This is a genomic window from Pseudolactococcus laudensis (assembly GCF_013449735.1).
Taxonomy (GTDB): domain Bacteria; phylum Bacillota; class Bacilli; order Lactobacillales; family Streptococcaceae; genus Pseudolactococcus; species Pseudolactococcus laudensis.
The window spans coordinates 156520-174109 of record NZ_JACBNY010000001.1 but is presented as its reverse complement, the minus strand read 5'-3'; the positions used below and the strand labels follow the sequence as shown (position 1 = coordinate 174109).

Here is a 17590-nt window from a genome sequence, read left to right as displayed (position 1 = left end):
CGTCATTCCTATTTTACCAAAATATCAAAAAAAGCGCTAACTTTCTTGCTGCGCTTTAATCTTCTTTATCTTTCTTGTGCTGGTCATGGTCATACAGACTACCAAATAATACACCAAGACAAATACCTAGAGCTAAATTTTTAAAAATCAAGCCTAAACTAACGCCCAAAGCGAGACCGGTCTCTATGCCTGAATTATTATTTTTTTCTTCAGGGTATTTCTCCTGACTTTAAACTTGACTAATCAAGACGACCGCTTCACAAGCCATGCCTTCACGACGACCGACAAAACCTAATTTTTCAGTTGTTGTCGCTTTGATATTGATGTTGGCAATATCTGTCTGTAAAATTCTGGCGATATTTTGTTTCATTTGTTGTAGATGTGGTGCCATTTTAGGTGCCTCAGCCAAAATCGTGGCATCAATATTGCCAATCTCATAGCCTTTTTCAATCATTTTTTGATAAATATCAGCTAAGATTTGTGTTGAGGCGATGCCTTCCGTTTCTGGATTAGTATCCGGAAAGGCATGACCAATGTCCCCCATACCCAATGCCCCAATGATAGCATCCGTGATCGCGTGTAAAAGCACATCTGCATCTGAATGGCCTAAAAGTCCTGTCTCATGCGGAATGTTCACACCTCCGATAATCAACTGACGACCATTTACCAACTGATGCACGTCATAACCGTGGCCGATTTTAAGTGAGGGCATCAAATAATCCTCCTAGTGGGTTGCCAGATGAGCCTGAGTGGCCGTCTGTTATGATGTAGTTTTTCATGATGTTGGCAAAGGTTTCAATGTTAAGGCTTTGCACGTAGATTTCGCCGGTGCCACGGAAGGTGTTGACGATACCTTCACCAGTGCCTATGGATTGCACGAAACCATTTTCCAGGTGAATATTGTAGTCCAATGTGTCTGACCAAGCGACGACATGTGCATTATCAATTGTGATTTCTTGACTTTGGAGTTCGATTTTTTTAATGCTACCAAAGGCATTTACAAGTAATGTGCCAATGCCATTTGTCGTCATAACGAATAGCCCACCTTGTCCGCCGAAAAAGGCTTTTCCAACACTTTGCCGTTCCATGGTGTACTGAGCACTACCGTCAAGCGCCAGAAAGGCGCCGTCGTTTAGACGATATTGTTTGCTACCGAGGTCTAAGGGCATAACTTGACCAGGCGTTGAAGGGGCTAGTGCGATGATACCGTTATCGTTATTTGACACTGCTTTGGTGATAAATACACTTTCACCTGATGTCATAGCACGACCCGCTGCTTTAAACAGCTTACCAATACCACTTCCTTTTGCATTCAACTCAGACGTTAGCGTTACTGCGGCATTATGATAAATCATACTGCCACGCTGAATGTAGGCAAACTCTCCTGTTTCCAGTGCAATTTCAATCATCGGAAACTGCATATTGCTGTCAATCGTGTACTTCATTTTGTTATCAGCCATAATCTCCACTCCATTCTTTTGATTGTTGTTTATCAAAAATTTAAAGGTACATTTTCGCTACAAATATAAGCCTTTTTCAACACTTTCATCGATAAGCTCTTCAACAAGCTGCCAGAGTTTCTCAGAGTCTTGCTGAATAAAAGATTTCTTTTTCAAGACCATCTCTGATGTGATGTTATCAGGATTATAATTATTTTCTGATACAACCAAATGATTAATGAGTGGCGTTATGGCGTCTATAGCTCTTGCATATCTTGATTCATTACTGTTACCATGTTCAAACTCTTGCCATAAAGCTTGTAAATCTTTTGATTGGTCCTGAGGTAGTTTACCAAAACTAGTCTTAATCGACGCTAATTCTCTTTCTTGGGAAGTTGCCTTGCCTGAATCATCAAAAACCCAGGTATCTCCTGCATAGATTTCTCCCAAATCATGAAGTAATAACATTGTCATTACTTTTTCCATGTTGAGCTCACTCGGATAATACTCTTTTAATAGCGTTGCAACAATTGCAACTTGCCAAGAATGTTCCGCACTATTTTCAAAACGCTTGTCTAGCGTTCTATTAAAGCGTGTCACTGCTTTTAATTTCTCGATTTCGCCTATAAAAGATACTTGTTTTTCTATTCTTCTCAAAGACATATCCTTTCAATATAAAGCTAGTCTATCAAAAAAGTTATAACATTACCTCAGGCCTCAGACCGATGTGTCAAAATCGCTTGACCAAAAATCAAATCTTCTGGCGTCGTGATTTTGATATTTTCATAAGAGCCTGGGACAATGGTAACAGGCTTATCAGAAAAGACCTCAACTAAACTCGCATCGTCAGTTCCCAGAAACGCTTTCGAATGCGCATCCTGATGAACTTTTTGGATGAGACTGGTCTCAAAAAATTGTGGTGTCTGAGCCCCCCAGAGATTTTCACGTGGTACAGTTTGACTGATTTGCTCCTGATGATTGACCTGCTTAATTGTATCTTTTACCGGCACTGCCAAAATCGCATTATTATAGGCTTTTAAGGCTGCTAATTCAGATAGCGTGACAAATGGCCGCGCCCCATCATGAATCATAACAGCATCCTCCGAAACTTCTTCAAGCGCATGTCTAACCGAATCTTGGCGTTCTGCGCCACCAACAACAAAGCATACCCTATCTGATAAAAAATCAGTAAAATAAGATTTCTCTTCAGCTTTTCCAACCAAAATCACTTGCTTACAATCTGAATCTGACAAGAATAACTCTAACCCATATTGAAAAATCGCCTTATCTGCTAAGGTCAAAAAAATCTTATTACAAGCAGCAGCCATTCGACTTCCTGAACCCGCAGCTAAAAGCACTGCACTATAGGCTTTATGAACCTGCCCAATCATCGTGCCAATTCTCCAAAAATCATGCGACCAGCTGATGTTTGAAGTGACTTAGTCACCTCGATTTTAACTGTTTTATCAATTAAATCAGCCGTCTCTTCAACAACAATCATCGTACCATCTGGCAGATAACCTATCCCTTGACGACGCTCCGTCCCTTTTTTCACAATTTGAATGTCGAGCGTATCACCGACAATAAGCTGCGGTTTTACCGCATTTGCTAAATCGTTGATATTTAAAACTTGCACGCCTTGAATTTCAGCTACTTTATTGAGATTGAAATCATTGGTAACCAGTGCTGCACCAGTTTCTGATGCATAACGTAAAAGCTTAGTATCGACTTCATGAATATCAGAATAGTCCTTGCTCGTTACTGTGACTTTCGCAATTTCCTTCATGTCATTGACTAAATCAAGTCCTCTACGACCTTTGGCACGCTTTAAGTTATCATTACTGTCAGACAATAGTTGCAACTCTAACAAAACAAAGTTAGGCACGATAATTTCACCGTCCAAAAAGCCTGTTTTCAAAATATCAAAAATCCGACCGTCAATCAGAACACTTGTATCCAACAGTTTAGCGTAATTTTTATTTTTACGTTTTTCTCTCTTCTCGGGTTTCTCTGCTTTTTCAGCCACCGCTGCTTTTTTTCGACTGAAAAATTTGAAAATATCAGCCTCACGTTTTGACGAAATGCTATACCCAACATAAATCGTCAGCATCATCAATAAAAACGGAATAATCGTTGATAAAATCGGCGTCCGCAAAATCCATAGTGGGATACTTGCAATGGCGCCAATGACAAGACCAATCACTCCCCCCATAAATCCCCAAGTAATTTTAGGAATATTGATAGTTGCAATCGTTTGGTCAATTTTTTCGACAAAGTTCAGCAGTAGTCTGATAAATATAAAAGAAAAAATCAGAAAAATAATTGCGCCAATTAAACTATTGACCACTGCGTTGTTTTCAAATTGCCTTTGATGGACGAGTACCCAAAATTCGGGTAAAAACGTATCGCCAAGCGTAGCGCCGACAATAGCCATCAAGGCGTGAATGATGATCCTCTTCATACATTCATTCCTCCTTCAAGATGTTGAGGCGACTGTTTTGAGACTATGAAAAATAGGAAAAGACGTCAAGACACGTCAGCGTCTGCGTACTTTTATCTTTTTCCTAGTCTCAAGGAGCCGAAACTCAAGTGCGATTGTATGATAGATTGGTTGCGCTACCATACTTGAAAAATAAAGATGTGTCACCCAAAGGTACACATCCTTATTTTATCATAATTAGCATAAAAATACCTTGATTAAGCGAATACCTTCTGCAAAACTTCCGCTAAAGTTGTGACGCCAATTACCTCTATTGAGGGTGGTATATCTAAACCTGCTAAAGAATTTTTAGGGGCATATAGTTTCTTAAAGCCTAATTTTGCTGCCTCATTAATTCGACTCTCGATACGATTGACACGACGAATCTCCCCAGTCAATCCGATTTCACCGATAAAGGCGACATCTGGTGCAGTCGGTTTTTCTTTATAACTTGAGGCGATAGCTACTGCAATCGCTAAGTCAATTGCTGGTTCATCAAGTTTCACACCACCTGCTGATTTGAGGTAGGCATCTTGATTTTGGAGCAAGAGATTGGCGCGTTTCTCAAGCACTGCCATAATCAAGCTGACGCGATTAAAGTCAAGACCCGAGGTTGTCCGTCTGGCATTACCAAAAATTGTTGGTGTGACGAGCGCCTGAATCTCAACTAAAATCGGTCTTGTACCTTCCATAGAGACGACGATAGCTGAACCTGTCGCCCCTTCTAAACGTTCTTCCAAAAAGATTTCACTTGGATTGGTGACTTCAACGAGTCCTTGAGATTGCATCTCAAAAATACCGATTTCATTGGTTGAACCAAACCGGTTTTTCACTGCCCGCAAGATCCGAAAGGTATGTTGGCGCTCCCCTTCAAAATAAAGCACCGTATCTACCATATGCTCTAGCATTCTAGGACCGGCAAGGCTACCTTCCTTGGTCACATGACCGACGATAAAGGTGGCGATATTATTGGTTTTTGCGATTTGGAGTAACTCTGCAGTCACTTCTCGTACTTGACTCACCGAACCTTGTACACCTGTGATTTCAGGGCTCATCACGGTTTGGATAGAGTCAATAACTAGAAAATCCGGCTGTAATTTTTCAATTTCAGTTCGGATGTTCTGCATATTATTTTCTGCATAAAGGTAAAAATCAGAATCCAAATCACCCAAACGTTCTGCTCGCATTTTAATTTGTTGGGCTGATTCCTCGCCTGAAACGTAAAGGACACGCCCAATATTAGCCAACTGCACTGAAACTTGTAAAAGAATGGTTGATTTTCCAATACCCGGGTCACCACCGATAAGAATCAGGCTACCTGGTACGACACCGCCACCAAGTACACGATTAAATTCTCCCATATCTGTCAAAACGCGTGGTGTATCCAAGCTCTCGACTTCACCTAGTTTAACAGGTCGTGTTTTTTCCCCTGTCAGGGTCACACGCGCATTTTTGACCTCTTTAGCCTCAACTTCTTCGACAAAAGAGTTCCATGCGCCACAATTAGGACAGCGACCCAGATATTTGGGTGACTGATACCCACAAGATTGGCAGACGAATTTTGATTTTGCTTTCGCCATATTATGCCCCTGTGCTACCAAAGCCACCGATGCGTGTACCTTCAGCACTATCTGCATCTGCTAATAGAAATGGTGCAAAAACGCCTTGGACGATGCGTTCGCCTTTGGCAACTTCTACGATTTGGTCGGTGATGTTTTTCATTTGAGCAAAGATATGTCCTTCGTTATCTGGATTGCCGTAGTAATCACCGTCAATAACACCAACGCTGTTAATCAAAACTAGACCTTTTTTTCGTGGATTAGATGAGCGGTCATAGAGGTAGAGGACTTCTCCTGGTTGCATATAGGCTTTGATACCTGTCGGAATGAGTTTGATTTCACCTGGGTTTAGGCTGATTGTTTCTGCTGCGATAAAGTCGTAACCTGCTGCGTGTACAGTACTTCTAAGGGGTAGGTCGATTCCTGCATTTTCATAAGCTGTAACGCGTTCAAATCCTCTTGTTTTCATGATTTCTCCAATATTTTAATTTCTATATCCTATTATACGAAAAAAGCCGAGAAAAATCTCAGACTCTTTTCGTTATTAATTTTACTTGGCAAATTGGGCTTGCTGTAACTGATAATAATAGCCATGTCTCGCCATTAAGTCGTCATGGCTACCTATTTCAACGATTTGGCCTTGATTTAAGACTAAAATCTGGTCGGCATTTCGAATTGTTGATAGGCGGTGGGCAATAACGAAACTTGTGCGTCCGGTCATCATAGTTAAGAAGGCCTGTGAAATTTTTTGCTCTGTCAAGGTATCTACTGAACTTGTTGCCTCATCTAAAATCAGCATATCAGGCTCGCTAATCATCGTTCGAGCAATGGTTAGAAGTTGGCGTTGACCTTCAGAAATTTTAAGAGCGTGAGCGCCAATCTGGGTCTCTAGCTTTTCTGGTAGGCGCATGACAAAGTCATACATGTGAGCTTGTTTCAAGGCTGCATAAATCTCATCATCTGTCGCATCTTCGCGACCATAGCAAAGATTAGCGCGTAAGGAGCTGCCAAACAACCAAGTTTCTTGCAGCACCATACCAAAGCTTTGACGCAAACTATCGCGTGTGAAATCTCTGATGTCAGTACCGTCAATTGAAATTGACCCTTTATCGACATCGTAAAAACGCATCAAGAGATTGATCAGGGTTGATTTACCTGCACCAGTTTTTCCGACGATGGCAATCATTTCACCAGGGGCGACCTTGAGTGAAAAATCAGTAATCAAGGACTGTCCAGGATTATAACCAAAGCTGACATCTTGAAAGTCAATTTCACCTTTGGCGTGTTCCAAAACTTGCGCATCTGGTGCATCTGGTTGCTCTATCGGTTGATTCATGAGTTCTTGGGTGCGTTTCAAGCCAGCAAATGCTGTCTGAATCTGTGTTGTAATCCCTGAAATCTCAATAAAAGGTTTAGAAAACTGAGTGGCATAAATTGTAAAGCTAGAAATCACACCAATCGTCACTGTTGCAGACCCGTTGAGCGCCATAATACCCCCAACGCAGCCCACTGATAGATAAGCCAAATGGTCAACAAAGCGTGATAGGGGATTCGTCAATGAAGAAGAAAACTGTGCTTTTTGACCTTTGACATAAAGTTCTTGATTCAAGTCTTCAAATTGCGCTTGATTGACTGTTTCGCGTTGAAAAGCTTTGACTGTTTTTTGATTGCCAATCATTTCTGTAATATAACCTGAGATGTCTCCGATAATTTGCTGTTGGCTAACGAAGTCTTGCTGTGATGCTCGTGCAACTAGCCAAGACACTAAGAAAATAATCGGTGTCGAAATCAGAACGACCAATGTCAAAATCGGGCTCAAATATAACATAAAGACTAGCGCAACAATGACAACTGTGATACCAGAGAAAAGCTGGTTAAAAACGGCTGCGCTTGCTACTGAAATGTTATCCATATCATTCGTGAAACGACTGACAATATCACCATGAGCCGTTTGGTCATAGTAGCGTAACGGTAACTGATTCAGGTGTTCGTAAACATCTTTACGTAAAACAGCGACTGAGCGATAGGATAGGCGATTACTCAAGCGTTGAATGAGCCACTGACTAACGACCGTCACGAGTAAGACACCCACAAGTAGCGTTAAAATATGACGAAGTGTTGAGAAGTTAACCTGACCTTGATTAACCATTTGGTCGACACTTAAACCAATGTAATAGGTTGTCAAAACGACTGTAATACCACTAGCTAATCCAAAAATAATCGATAAGATAAGCTCTAAACGAAAGGCGAGTAGGTAGGGTAAAAAGAACCGCCATGAGGCTTTTTGATTTGTTTTAGTCATGTTCTTCCTCCTGAGATGCAACAATAGCTTGGTATTCAGGCGAGCTTGCAAGTAGCGATTCGTGGCTACCTTTGCCAACTAAACGACCGCTATCTAAGACTAAGATTTCTTTAGCTTGTTGAATCGAGCGAACGCGTTGAGAAATAATAATCATAGCACTATCTAAATCTCGTGCGAGCGCTTGTCGCAAGTCTAAATCGGTCTGATAATCTAAGGCAGAAAGTGAATCATCCAAAATTAAGAGATTAGGCTTACGAATTAAGGCGCGTGCAATCGTTAGGCGTTGGCGTTGACCACCTGAAAAGTTTTTACCATTTTCCATGACCATAGTATTTAGTCCTTCTGGTAATTTTTCGACAAATTCACGACACTGGGCCGTTTCCAAAGCTTGGAAACAGTCTTCGTCTGTTGCATCTGCTTTTCCCCACTGCAGATTCTCACGAATCGTGCCATGAAAGAGCACTGCGGTCTGTGGACCGAAAGCTGTTTGGTGGCGCAGAGCCGCCAAATCCCATTCTCGAACATCTAAACCATTGACTAGGATACGCCCTGCTGCTACATCGTAAAAACGTGGGATGAGCTGGGTCAATGTGGATTTACCACTACCGGTTGGGCCTGTGATGCCTATGAACTCACCGGGTTTAAGGCTAAAGTTGATGTCTTGCAAAGCCAGACCGCCGTTTGCATCGTAGCGAAAGTCGACGTTTTCAAAATGGATGAAATCTGGCTGACTAGGGGCAGTTTTTGCTTGTTCGGGCTGAGTCAAAGAAGGGGTCGTCTCAAAGACTTGGTTAATACGTGCACCAGAGGCTGCTGCGCGTGTAAAGATGACCACTAGGTTGGAAACAACGATTAGAGCCAATAGCATCTGATTCATGTAGTTGATTAAGGCTAGGACTTCACCGGGTGCTAGGTGGCCGGTGTTGACCTTAAAGCCACCGATATAAATTAAGGCAACAATACCGAGGTTCATGACTAGGGTCGTTGCAGGTGATAATAGGGCCGATAAATTGGTCACGCGTTGGTAAATATTTACCAAATCATCGGTCGCATCATCAAAACGCTTGACATCTTCTTTTCGACGAGCAAAAGCACGGATCACGCGCACACCGCTAAGATTTTGATTGACCAGTTCATTTAACTGGTCCAATTTTTCTTGGACACGTTTATAAAGTGGCACGCTGTAGCGCACAATGAAAAATAAAATGACAAAAAAAATCGGCAATAAAATTAAATAAAGCAAACCTGTTTGCCAATCAATATAAAAGGCCATGATGATAGAGCCGATGCTTAAAAATGGTGCACGAACAACCAAACGAATTAACATGGCTAAAGCGAGTTGAAGTTGATTAATATCACTGGTTAGGCGTGTAATCAGCGTATCTGTTCCAAATTGATTTAAATCTTGGTGAGACAGTTGGTTGATTTTCTTCATGAGTTGTGTGCGTAATTCTGTACCAAAGCCTTGCGATGCAATTGAGGCATAATACTGACAAATAACCGCACAAATCATGCCAATGACTGACATGGCAACCATCCAAGCTGTCATTTGCCAAACTGTGGCCTGATGACCTGCTCTCACGCCTTGGTCAATCAAGCGTGCCATAAATAAAGGCAGTACCAATTCAAAAACGGCCTCCAAAAACTTGAAAAAGGGCCCCAAAATAATCTGCTTTCGGTATGCCTTTGCATGACGCAATAAATGTATCACAAGATTCCCCTATCTTTTTTAAATTACCTCTATTGTAGCTTAAATACTAACGGATAGCAAAAAAATTCTGTGAATTTAATGCCAAAAATTTGCCTGATAATGGCTCACTGCAAGCAAAAAAGCCGCTCACAACTGTCGGCTTTCCTTCTTATTTTCAGGGCATAACAACTTATTCTTAAAGATGTCATCGCTCTGAATTTCTTTTTACGAAAGTGTCGTCTCTCTTATAGACTGAATACCTTTATGATAGCAGATAAGATGATCATCATTGACACATTTATATCAACTTTAAATTGGCTATATCACATGAAAAATTAAATTCATTTACTATTTAATTAAAAACTGTCTTTTTTGTCAATTTTACATTATAATGGTTCTAGCTAAATACTTCAAAACAAAGTGTTTTTTAGTTACAGGGGGAAAAATGAAAACGCAACTGAATCAAATTGGAAAATCCGCACTTTCAATCATTAATAGCACAATTATTGTATTGCCATTTATGATTTTTATTCAAATTGCCAATCAGCATACTTTTATTTCAGTACTGCCGTTTGTTTTATTCTATACATTCAGAATGACTGGTATTTTCTTAATCAGAGGGATTAAAACGAGCTTTAATAGTTACACGTTACTCCATTTTTCATTGTATTGTGGGAGCTTAGGCTGTTTATTAGGGGTGTTGGGCACGCTTTATTTTCCTTTATACATTATTTCAGGGATTCTATTAGGCTTAAGTGCTGCTTGGCTACCGATGTCAAATACTTCAGTCACTTACTTTCTCAAAAAAAATAATCGGTTGACGAAAACTCATTTGCCTCTTTTATTAGGCATGTTTCTACTGATTGGTTGTTCACTCTTCTTTCCAGCTCCGTTTAAATACTTAGGGTTCTTTCTTTTATATGGTATCCTATATTTATTTTCTTTTCGTAACTTGTCACAACTGACTGATTATGAGGTTGATATACATGATTTAGAAGGCATATCTTATAAGTACTTGGTGCTCTTTTTCTCTTTTTTCAGTTTGATTTTCTTTTTGCGAGCTAGTCGACTTCTCTTTAATCATGTTGAGTTTGACTATTTCATCTATGGTTTCTTTTTCTTAATCATCCTATACACGATTGCCACTAGCATTTTCAAGGATAAAATTCATAGAAAAATTTCAGCCGATTTAACTTACTTAACCTATATCAATGGTGCTGTGGGGAATTATTTATTCTTGTTCTGTTCTTTGTATGCCGCTGGATATTACGGTCACAAGCAGTTGTTCTTGCAATTTTATCTGCCTTACGTTTTTGGGATTATTCTTGCTGCGAAAATCCGACCACTGTTAGGTCACTATGCTAAGCAATATGCTTTATTAGGTATCCTGTTCGGGTTAATCACTATCGTGTTTACGCCTTTCTTTCCAATTGGTGTGCTTTTAACGAGTACGTTTAAGGGGGCATTAAACGCTTGGATAACTGCACAATATGAAGAAATCGAGACTGTTTCTGAGGATAAAAGAATTTGGGTCAAATATAGTTTGCAGAATATCGGAAGTATTTTACATCAATTTTTATTAATGCTTTTGGGCTCATTCATTATTCTCGATAAAGGGCTATCTCTTAAAAGTTTTTTTGTTATCACAAGTACGCCGGTGCAGACATTGAAAAGTATGCAGCTTATGACTTCTTGGAACGTGATTGCGACATCTTTGATTATCTTGATTATTTTGATTTATGGTTTTGTGTATTTACGACCTAGGAAACGTTAAAATAGCAACAATATCATGTTCTGGTGCTGAAAAACACTAAAAAACAAAAAAACGAAGAGAGTCTCCTCTTTTCGGTTTTTTAAATATCTAATGAGATTAAAGCGCAGCTCTTTTCTACAAAGAAATATGCTGCATTAACTTTTGGTAGGAAACAAAAGAAGGGTGTTGCATTAATTTACTGTCTTCAATTGTCAAAGATTGTTGCTCAATAATCTTTCTAGTTAAATCGTTAGAAAAGGTCACAAAATCATTGTTTGTTGCCGCATTATAATCTAGTGAAAAGTATTTTGACTGACGATAATAGGGTTTCAATTGGTCTGCATTAATTTTTTCAGGTTGATCAGCAAAGTATTCATCATAACGTGCGGTTTGAATTTTACCATCCATTACGGTTAATTGAAGTCTACCTATCAGTCCGTCACCAAAATCTTCGGTGTAGCCAATATATTTGGTTTTAGAGGGTTGTTTGATTTCTTCTGACAATTCAGTTGCAATCGCCATCAAGCCTTGTCTGGCAGTGGTCGATGACCCTTTTACAGTTTCAAAATTACCTGTAACGCGATTTTCTTCACGCATTTGTTTTTCAACAAAGGTAATACCATTAACCACTGTCACAAGAGTTGTATCTGTTCTTGGATTTTTTGCTTGAAGAAAGGCATAGTCAGAAAGGCGTTTATTAGCACCGGCATATTTTGAGGCATAATAATTTTCAGCAGCATATTCGTTAAATTCAATATTAATGATTTTATTTGTTTCATCTGTTACGATTTCGACGATGCCTTTATTTCCAACATCAAAATAGCCTTCATTTGTAAAATAATTCCCTTCCAGTAACCCTAATGGCGGCTGATTTGACCAAAACATTTTCTTTAATTTCTCTTCATAAGAGAAAAACGGTTTCGGATTGGAGCCAAATGTCGTTTGGGTAGCACCTGTGACAACATCATATTGATAAGTTGTATTTTCAAAGTCTAGTTCATTGGCTTTTTTTTCTTCGGTTGACGGCGTGACTTCAGATTCAGACAAAGTATAACTGAATTTCACTGGTTTGGAAACTTCGCTAGAAGGCTCCATATTTTTTTTGTAAACTTTATAACCGACAAGTCCGATAATACTGCATAAAAAGAAGGCAGTCAGAAAATGTCTTTTTCTCATAAAATTTCTCCCTTTATGTTGTCATTAGGCATTAAAGCGGTAGCCGCTGCCCCAAATTGTTTCAATTGGCATTTCTGATAATTTAGCTTTTTTTAACTTTTCCCTGACTCGTCCAACATGCACGACAACTGTGTAAATTTCGCCATCCAAATCATCCATGTCCCAGATTTGACGAAAGAGCTGTTCTTTCGTCCAAACACGATTAGGATGCACCATGAAAAAGAGTAATAAGTCAAATTCTTTTGCAGGAAAGAAAATCTCTTTTCCTAACACAAATGCTCTCCTAGCACTTGTATTGATTACAATTGCTCCTCTTTCGATGGTATCAAGGACCGGGTCTGATTGCGTCAAAAGTTGATAGCGTTTAATATGCGCTTGAACACGAGCGACTAATTCACTTGGACTAAATGGTTTTGTCATGTAATCATCTGCGCCTAAGCCTAAACCTCTGACTTTATCGATGTCTTCTTTTTTTGCTGAGACAATCATTAGTGGGATATTCTTTTTTTCCCTAATCTTACGACAAATCTCAAAACCATCCATTAATGGCAACATGATATCAATGATAACCAAATCAAACACTTCCGTTAATGCTCGATTCAGACCTACCAGACCATCATTCGCGATTTCGGCAGTCATATGATTGATTTCTAAACAATCTTTTTGTAGTTCTGCAATACTTGTATCATCTTCAATCAGTAAAATACGTGGTACTTCTTTTGACACTTGGCTATCCTCCTCAAGCTTTCTTTAGTAAAACCACAACGGTTGTTCCCTGGTAAATTTGACTTTCAATCATGACACTACCTTCATGCATCTCTATGATTTGTTTCACAATAGCAAGTCCTAAGCCACTGCCACCTGTGTCAGTTGGTCGTGACACTTCACCTCGATAAAAATGATTAAAAACAAATGGTAGCTGCTCAGCTGAAATTCCCTGGCCATTATCAGACACGCGAACCTCAACCATATCTGCAGTCTCAGAAATACCAAGTTGAACAGAAAGTGGTCTATCGTTAACTTTAAATTTCAAGCTATTTTCTATTAAATTGATAAAAACTCGGTTTAACTGTATACGGTCAGCCATTACATAACTTGCTTTTAATTCTTGACTAGATAATTGAAGTGAAATTTCGGTTGCTTGTATTTGAAACTCTTCAATGATGTGTTTCAAAAACTCGTTAAGATTAATTCGCTCAAAATTAAGAGGAATAGCAGCTGCATCTAATTTCGAATATAAAAATAATTCTTCAATTAAATCATTTAACGACAGGGCTTTTGTACGAATAGTTTGTAAATACTTATCCCGTTTTTCTGGTGTCGTTGCCACGCCATCCAATAGTCCTTCAACATAGCCGATAATTGATGTGATAGGTGTTTTCAAATCATGCGATATACTCGCAACAAGTGTTTTACGATTCTCTTCAAGTTTTACTTGTTCTTCTGTTGAATGAATCAATGCGCCACGCATTTTTTCAAAGTCATCTGTCAGTTGTTTTACTTCCATCGCTGTTTGTTTCATAGGATTTGTTACCGAAACTTCTAAGTGACCATTTCGTATTTCAGACATACCTGCACCAAGATTTTCCAATGGATTGATGATGGTTTTTTTTAATAAGTGATTTAGAAAAAGCAGGCCGCCAAATGCTACTAGTAAAATTATCACGCTAACTAATACGCCCCACTTTGTCATAAACTCTAAAAAGTTATTTTCTTTTATTAAAATCAATAAACTACCGGTATCGTGATTTTTAAAATAAAAATCATATTTCATATACCGATATAAACGACCTGCATTATCTATTGTGCCTCTTGTTTTGATATTGTTCACATCAAATTGAGGGAAATGAACGACTAGTGATTTTTCTACTAAGTCCTGGGAATAGTAACATATCTTTGTATCTTGACGAACAACAACACCTAATTCCTTATGTTCAAATGTTTGAATCATTTCTTTTAATTCACCACTCGGTTCAAGTAGTTGTTCAGGGTCAGACTTGGCTATCTCTCGTAATTTGATATATGCCAATTCCTCTTCTGGGTTTAGCGAGCGTTGCTGTGTAAATGTCTTATACAAGGTATTGGGACTTGGTACTTTTCCAGTATTTATATAAAAAGCAATACCTATGATTGAAAATAATGACAGACAAGCGATTGCTATACCGCCAATATATGAAATGAGGAATCGTTTTTTTATTGTCATTTTTTCTCCTTCACTTCATTTTATGGCAAAAACAATCGCTTTAAGATACCCACATTACCAGTGCAGTACTTTTAGAAACTAAATTCAGGATTGAAATTACCTGTATAAGGTTCATGTTCTACGAATACTGTAATATCTTGACCAGTTTGATCTTTCCCCATTCGTTTATAAGTGAATTTTTTATTGTTTAGTTCTGTTAATTCTAGCGCTGCACCATGTTTGTTTTGACCAATTGATACGTGTGCTCGAATTTTATTATGATTCAACACGTCAAAGTAGCCAAAATCACCACGGCTAACGCCTGTTTCTAAATTGTAAAATTCATATTCATTTGTATCCGCTACAAATTTAGCCAAACTAATAAAGTTTTTATTGAATTCCGTAACATCATTACCCGATTCATCAAGAACTTTGGTGCCATTCCACAATGTTTCACCTAAAATGTCTGTACCAGCAGTTTTAGTTTCTATTGTGCCAGTTGTTGTATCTAATGTCTTTTCTTTTTCTGTAAATGCTAGTTTACTTTTAAGATAAGGCACATGCTCCACAAATACATCTACTTCATTACCTTCTTTGTCTTTACCTTTTCTCGAATAAGTAAACATTTCATCCGTTAATTCAGTTATACCAACAACTGCTTGATAATTCATCGTATCAGAAATCAGAATTCGCTTTGCACCATCATTGGTAATGAAAAATGTGCCACGGTCTCCACGGGTTTCACCAGTTTGTGCGTCGAAAAATTCATAGCGTCCTGTTTCAGCATCGTATTTCGCTAAACCAATAAGTTGGCATTTTCAGCTGTTAAATCGTTCTTATCTTTGTCATAGACTTTTGTCCCTTGCCAATCGGTTTTACCTAAGTTTTTTGTTAACTTATCCCCTTTTGTTTCGTTCTTCTTAGCATTCGATTGTTCTGTTTGTTGGCTGCTTCCTTTTGAATCTAACGATTCCTGAGTAGCAGCACTGCAACCTGCCAAGAGCAAAGCGAGACTAGATACACCTACGATAATTGTTTTTTTGTTCATGGTTGTTTTCCCTTCAATATATAAAGTTGGTTTTCTTATTGCTTATCTTTATTATATAGAAGGGATGTAAATATATTATAACAATAAAGCAAACAATTTATAAACATTTTATCTATTATATCGGTGTATTTCGAAAATAAAAAAACATAGATTTCATTTTTGAGTAGGATACACTATTCAATATATTTTGAAAATGAATAAAAAAATAGCATTTCAAGCTTATGATTAAGCTTGAAATGCTATTGTTTATTAACCTGTATGAAGTCTTATTTCACCTCTTTAAAAATAACGTGCTTACGCAATTTTGGAGAGTATTTTTTAAGTTCAAGACGGTCAGGGTTGTTACGTTTGTTTTTTTGAGTCAGGTACAAACGTTCGCCAGATTCTTTGTGTTCAAGAGTAATATTTACGCGCATCTTAGTTTGTCCTTTCTATTATTTTGTAACTTTTTTACCTTTGTAATATCCTTTGAGGGATACACGGTGGCCGCGGCTGTAATCACCAGTTGTTTCATCAAATGAAACTGTTGGTGCTGTCATTTTATAGTGCGTACGACGTTTGTTTTTCTTAGATTTCGATGTGTGACGTGCAGGTACTGCCATTGTCTTAAATCTCCTTTGGTTTTATTAGATAATGTTGCCTTGATTTCTCAATACTTATCTATTCTATCAAAGTCTAGACGAGAAATCAAGCATTTTTGTCAAGTATTTTTACTTGACGTGATTTCAGCCTGAGTTTTCATCTTCATCACTTGATTAAAGCATAAAACCAGCAGCACCGTTACCACGACCATGACCACGGCGACGCCCGTGTGATGAATGTAAACCGAAAAACTGACCAGACTGCCAGACAGAACGCTCCCAATCGGATCTGTAATGGTCACAAAACCTGAGTAAGTCCCGATTTTCTCCTCATTCATCAGATCGGCGCGCAGACTTTGTGAGGACGGCACGAGGATCATCTCACCGATCGTCATGACAATGGATGCTAGGATGAGCGGTATAAAGCTGTTCATTAAAAAGGCGGCAGCAAATCCTAGCCCTTGTAATAAGGCACCGGTGGTGAGGCTTTTTCGCTCTGACCACTTGCTGGTGAGTTGGTTGACAAAGGTCATGCTGAAGATAATAATCAGGGTATTTAACATGACAAATAGGGTCAACATTCTCTGACCATAAATTTCAAAGCCAAAAATCGTCGTCGTTTTGAAACTGTCTGACAAGTGAACTGGAAGATAGAAGTCAATATTGCCAAAAATCACCTTGTTTAAGATGACGGCGCCGATAAACAACAGAAAGATTTTATCCCGCGCCACGACGCCATAGTTTTGAATGAAACTTTCGCGTTCTTTTTTGGCTTTAGGTGCTGGCACGAAACTCTCGCTGATTAGGAAATACTTGATACTGCCATTAATCAGTTGCGCGATTAGCAAACCTAAAAGCAACTCAAACAAGTAATCTCTGAACAGCCAGCCACTGAGTGCTGCCCCAAAGGTAATCGAGACATTGATAATCCAGTAACTCAGACTGTAGACATATTTTCGGTTACTTTCATCCGAGACATCAATGATCATGGCATTATCTGCCGCGGACTCAAAAGAAAAACCGAAATTTAAGAGAAAAAAACCAACAAATGTTGTCCAAGGATTTTGGAAGATCGGACTATTTGAGAACACCGCAATTAAGGCACCCACAACTGAAATTGTCGAGCCGATGAGGAGAATTGGTCTTCTACCATGTCTATCTGCCAAGTGCCCGCCATAAAGTCCGATGAAAAAACTAGAGACACTTGAAATAATGAGGAGTACACCCGTAATCGCCGCACCTAGATAATGATTGTAGTAAATCGTCATACTTGATCCGACGGTGCTGTAGCCCAAAACCCCGATAAAAGTCATGAGAATTCGGAGTTTGAGCGTCCGATTGAGTCGCATAAATGTTGTCATGAAAAACTTCCTATTCCTAA

Annotated in this window: 17 protein-coding genes and 1 pseudogene; 1 reads left to right on the top strand and 17 read right to left on the bottom strand. The window is 38.9% G+C overall.

From position 1 onward, the window contains the following. Window positions 1-55: 55 nt before the first annotated feature. The 10 genes from HZR21_RS12230 to HZR21_RS00840 all read right to left on the bottom strand — a co-directional run bounded on the left by HZR21_RS12230 (window position 56) and on the right by HZR21_RS00840 (window position 9490). Window positions 56-187 carry a glycine zipper domain-containing protein gene (locus tag HZR21_RS12230; RefSeq protein ID WP_483605838.1) on the bottom strand — a complete coding sequence of 44 codons (132 nt, stop codon included), beginning with the start codon at window positions 185-187 and terminating at the stop codon, window positions 56-58. Between the two features lie 42 nt (window positions 188-229). After that, complete coding sequence (ispF, locus tag HZR21_RS00880; protein ID WP_180745601.1) at window positions 230-712, bottom strand: 2-C-methyl-D-erythritol 2,4-cyclodiphosphate synthase; 483 nt, start codon at window positions 710-712, stop codon at window positions 230-232. After that, complete coding sequence (locus tag HZR21_RS00875; RefSeq protein ID WP_003140582.1) at window positions 699-1460, bottom strand: TIGR00266 family protein; 762 nt, start codon at window positions 1458-1460, stop codon at window positions 699-701. The genes ispF and HZR21_RS00875 overlap by 14 nt, the downstream gene beginning before the upstream one ends. Before the next feature lie 57 nt (window positions 1461-1517). Next, window positions 1518-2096: an HD domain-containing protein gene (locus HZR21_RS00870; protein WP_180745599.1), complete on the bottom strand. Its 579-nt coding sequence runs from the start codon at window positions 2094-2096 to the stop codon at window positions 1518-1520. Between the two features lie 53 nt (window positions 2097-2149). Further along, on the bottom strand, window positions 2150-2830 hold the full coding sequence (ispD, locus tag HZR21_RS00865; protein ID WP_180745597.1) for a 2-C-methyl-D-erythritol 4-phosphate cytidylyltransferase: 681 nt from the start codon (window positions 2828-2830) through the stop codon (window positions 2150-2152). Next, window positions 2827-3900: a PIN/TRAM domain-containing protein gene (locus HZR21_RS00860; protein WP_003140587.1), complete on the bottom strand. Its 1074-nt coding sequence runs from the start codon at window positions 3898-3900 to the stop codon at window positions 2827-2829. The genes ispD and HZR21_RS00860 overlap by 4 nt, the downstream gene beginning before the upstream one ends. A 236-nt stretch (window positions 3901-4136) precedes the next feature. Then, the gene (gene radA, locus HZR21_RS00855; protein ID WP_180745595.1) at window positions 4137-5498 is read right to left on the bottom strand and encodes a DNA repair protein RadA; all 1362 of its coding nucleotides are present in this window, start codon (window positions 5496-5498) and stop codon (window positions 4137-4139) included. Between the two features lies 1 nt (window position 5499). Further along, window positions 5500-5946, bottom strand: a complete 447-nt coding sequence (locus tag HZR21_RS00850; protein ID WP_180745593.1) for a dUTP diphosphatase — start codon at window positions 5944-5946, stop codon at window positions 5500-5502. A gap of 81 nt (window positions 5947-6027) precedes the next feature. Further along, a complete protein-coding gene (locus HZR21_RS00845) occupies window positions 6028-7779 on the bottom strand; it encodes an ABC transporter ATP-binding protein (protein WP_180745591.1) in 1752 nt (583 codons plus the stop codon). After that, on the bottom strand, window positions 7772-9490 hold the full coding sequence (locus HZR21_RS00840; RefSeq protein ID WP_180745589.1) for an ABC transporter ATP-binding protein: 1719 nt from the start codon (window positions 9488-9490) through the stop codon (window positions 7772-7774). The genes HZR21_RS00845 and HZR21_RS00840 overlap by 8 nt, the downstream gene beginning before the upstream one ends. A gap of 424 nt (window positions 9491-9914) precedes the next feature. Here HZR21_RS00840 and HZR21_RS00835 point away from each other — a divergent pair, with 424 nt between their 5' ends. Next, complete coding sequence (locus HZR21_RS00835) at window positions 9915-11243, top strand: hypothetical protein (RefSeq protein ID WP_180745587.1); 1329 nt, start codon at window positions 9915-9917, stop codon at window positions 11241-11243. A 114-nt stretch (window positions 11244-11357) separates the two neighbouring features. On the opposite strand, the gene HZR21_RS00830 is transcribed toward HZR21_RS00835, so the two are convergent. The 7 genes and pseudogenes from HZR21_RS00830 to HZR21_RS00800 all read right to left on the bottom strand — a co-directional run bounded on the left by HZR21_RS00830 (window position 11358) and on the right by HZR21_RS00800 (window position 17570). Beyond that, a complete protein-coding gene (locus HZR21_RS00830) occupies window positions 11358-12398 on the bottom strand; it encodes a hypothetical protein (protein ID WP_180745585.1) in 1041 nt (346 codons plus the stop codon). Between the two features lie 24 nt (window positions 12399-12422). Then, a complete protein-coding gene (locus tag HZR21_RS00825) occupies window positions 12423-13124 on the bottom strand; it encodes a response regulator transcription factor (RefSeq protein WP_180745583.1) in 702 nt (233 codons plus the stop codon). 13 nt (window positions 13125-13137) lie between these two features. After that, window positions 13138-14601: a sensor histidine kinase gene (locus HZR21_RS00820; protein WP_180745581.1), complete on the bottom strand. Its 1464-nt coding sequence runs from the start codon at window positions 14599-14601 to the stop codon at window positions 13138-13140. Between the two features lie 71 nt (window positions 14602-14672). Next, a pseudogene (locus HZR21_RS00815) lies at window positions 14673-15628 on the bottom strand (DUF4822 domain-containing protein). A gap of 266 nt (window positions 15629-15894) precedes the next feature. Then, window positions 15895-16044: a 50S ribosomal protein L33 gene (gene rpmG / locus HZR21_RS00810; RefSeq protein WP_003135293.1), complete on the bottom strand. Its 150-nt coding sequence runs from the start codon at window positions 16042-16044 to the stop codon at window positions 15895-15897. Window positions 16045-16062: 18 nt separating this feature from the next. Then, a complete protein-coding gene (rpmF, locus tag HZR21_RS00805; RefSeq protein WP_003138753.1) occupies window positions 16063-16230 on the bottom strand; it encodes a 50S ribosomal protein L32 in 168 nt (55 codons plus the stop codon). Window positions 16231-16328: 98 nt separating this feature from the next. Next, on the bottom strand, window positions 16329-17570 hold the full coding sequence (locus HZR21_RS00800) for an MDR family MFS transporter (RefSeq protein ID WP_180745579.1): 1242 nt from the start codon (window positions 17568-17570) through the stop codon (window positions 16329-16331). Window positions 17571-17590: the final 20 nt, after the last annotated feature.

Coding starts and splice junctions, on each gene's coding strand:
- HZR21_RS00820 (WP_180745581.1), bottom strand. CDS start 14,601: ATGACAATAAAAAAACGATTCCTCATTTCATATATTGGCGGTATAGCA.
- HZR21_RS00800 (WP_180745579.1), bottom strand. CDS start 17,570: ATGACAACATTTATGCGACTCAATCGGACGCTCAAACTCCGAATTCTC.
- radA (WP_180745595.1), bottom strand. CDS start 5,498: ATGGCGAAAGCAAAATCAAAATTCGTCTGCCAATCTTGTGGGTATCAG.
- ispF (WP_180745601.1), bottom strand. CDS start 712: ATGCCCTCACTTAAAATCGGCCACGGTTATGACGTGCATCAGTTGGTA.
- HZR21_RS00830 (WP_180745585.1), bottom strand. CDS start 12,398: ATGAGAAAAAGACATTTTCTGACTGCCTTCTTTTTATGCAGTATTATC.
- rpmG (WP_003135293.1), bottom strand. CDS start 16,044: ATGCGCGTAAATATTACTCTTGAACACAAAGAATCTGGCGAACGTTTG.
- HZR21_RS00835 (WP_180745587.1), top strand. CDS start 9,915: ATGAAAACGCAACTGAATCAAATTGGAAAATCCGCACTTTCAATCATT.
- HZR21_RS00875 (WP_003140582.1), bottom strand. CDS start 1,460: ATGGCTGATAACAAAATGAAGTACACGATTGACAGCAATATGCAGTTT.
- HZR21_RS00850 (WP_180745593.1), bottom strand. CDS start 5,946: ATGAAAACAAGAGGATTTGAACGCGTTACAGCTTATGAAAATGCAGGA.
- ispD (WP_180745597.1), bottom strand. CDS start 2,830: ATGATTGGGCAGGTTCATAAAGCCTATAGTGCAGTGCTTTTAGCTGCG.
- HZR21_RS00860 (WP_003140587.1), bottom strand. CDS start 3,900: ATGAAGAGGATCATCATTCACGCCTTGATGGCTATTGTCGGCGCTACG.
- HZR21_RS00845 (WP_180745591.1), bottom strand. CDS start 7,779: ATGACTAAAACAAATCAAAAAGCCTCATGGCGGTTCTTTTTACCCTAC.
- rpmF (WP_003138753.1), bottom strand. CDS start 16,230: ATGGCAGTACCTGCACGTCACACATCGAAATCTAAGAAAAACAAACGT.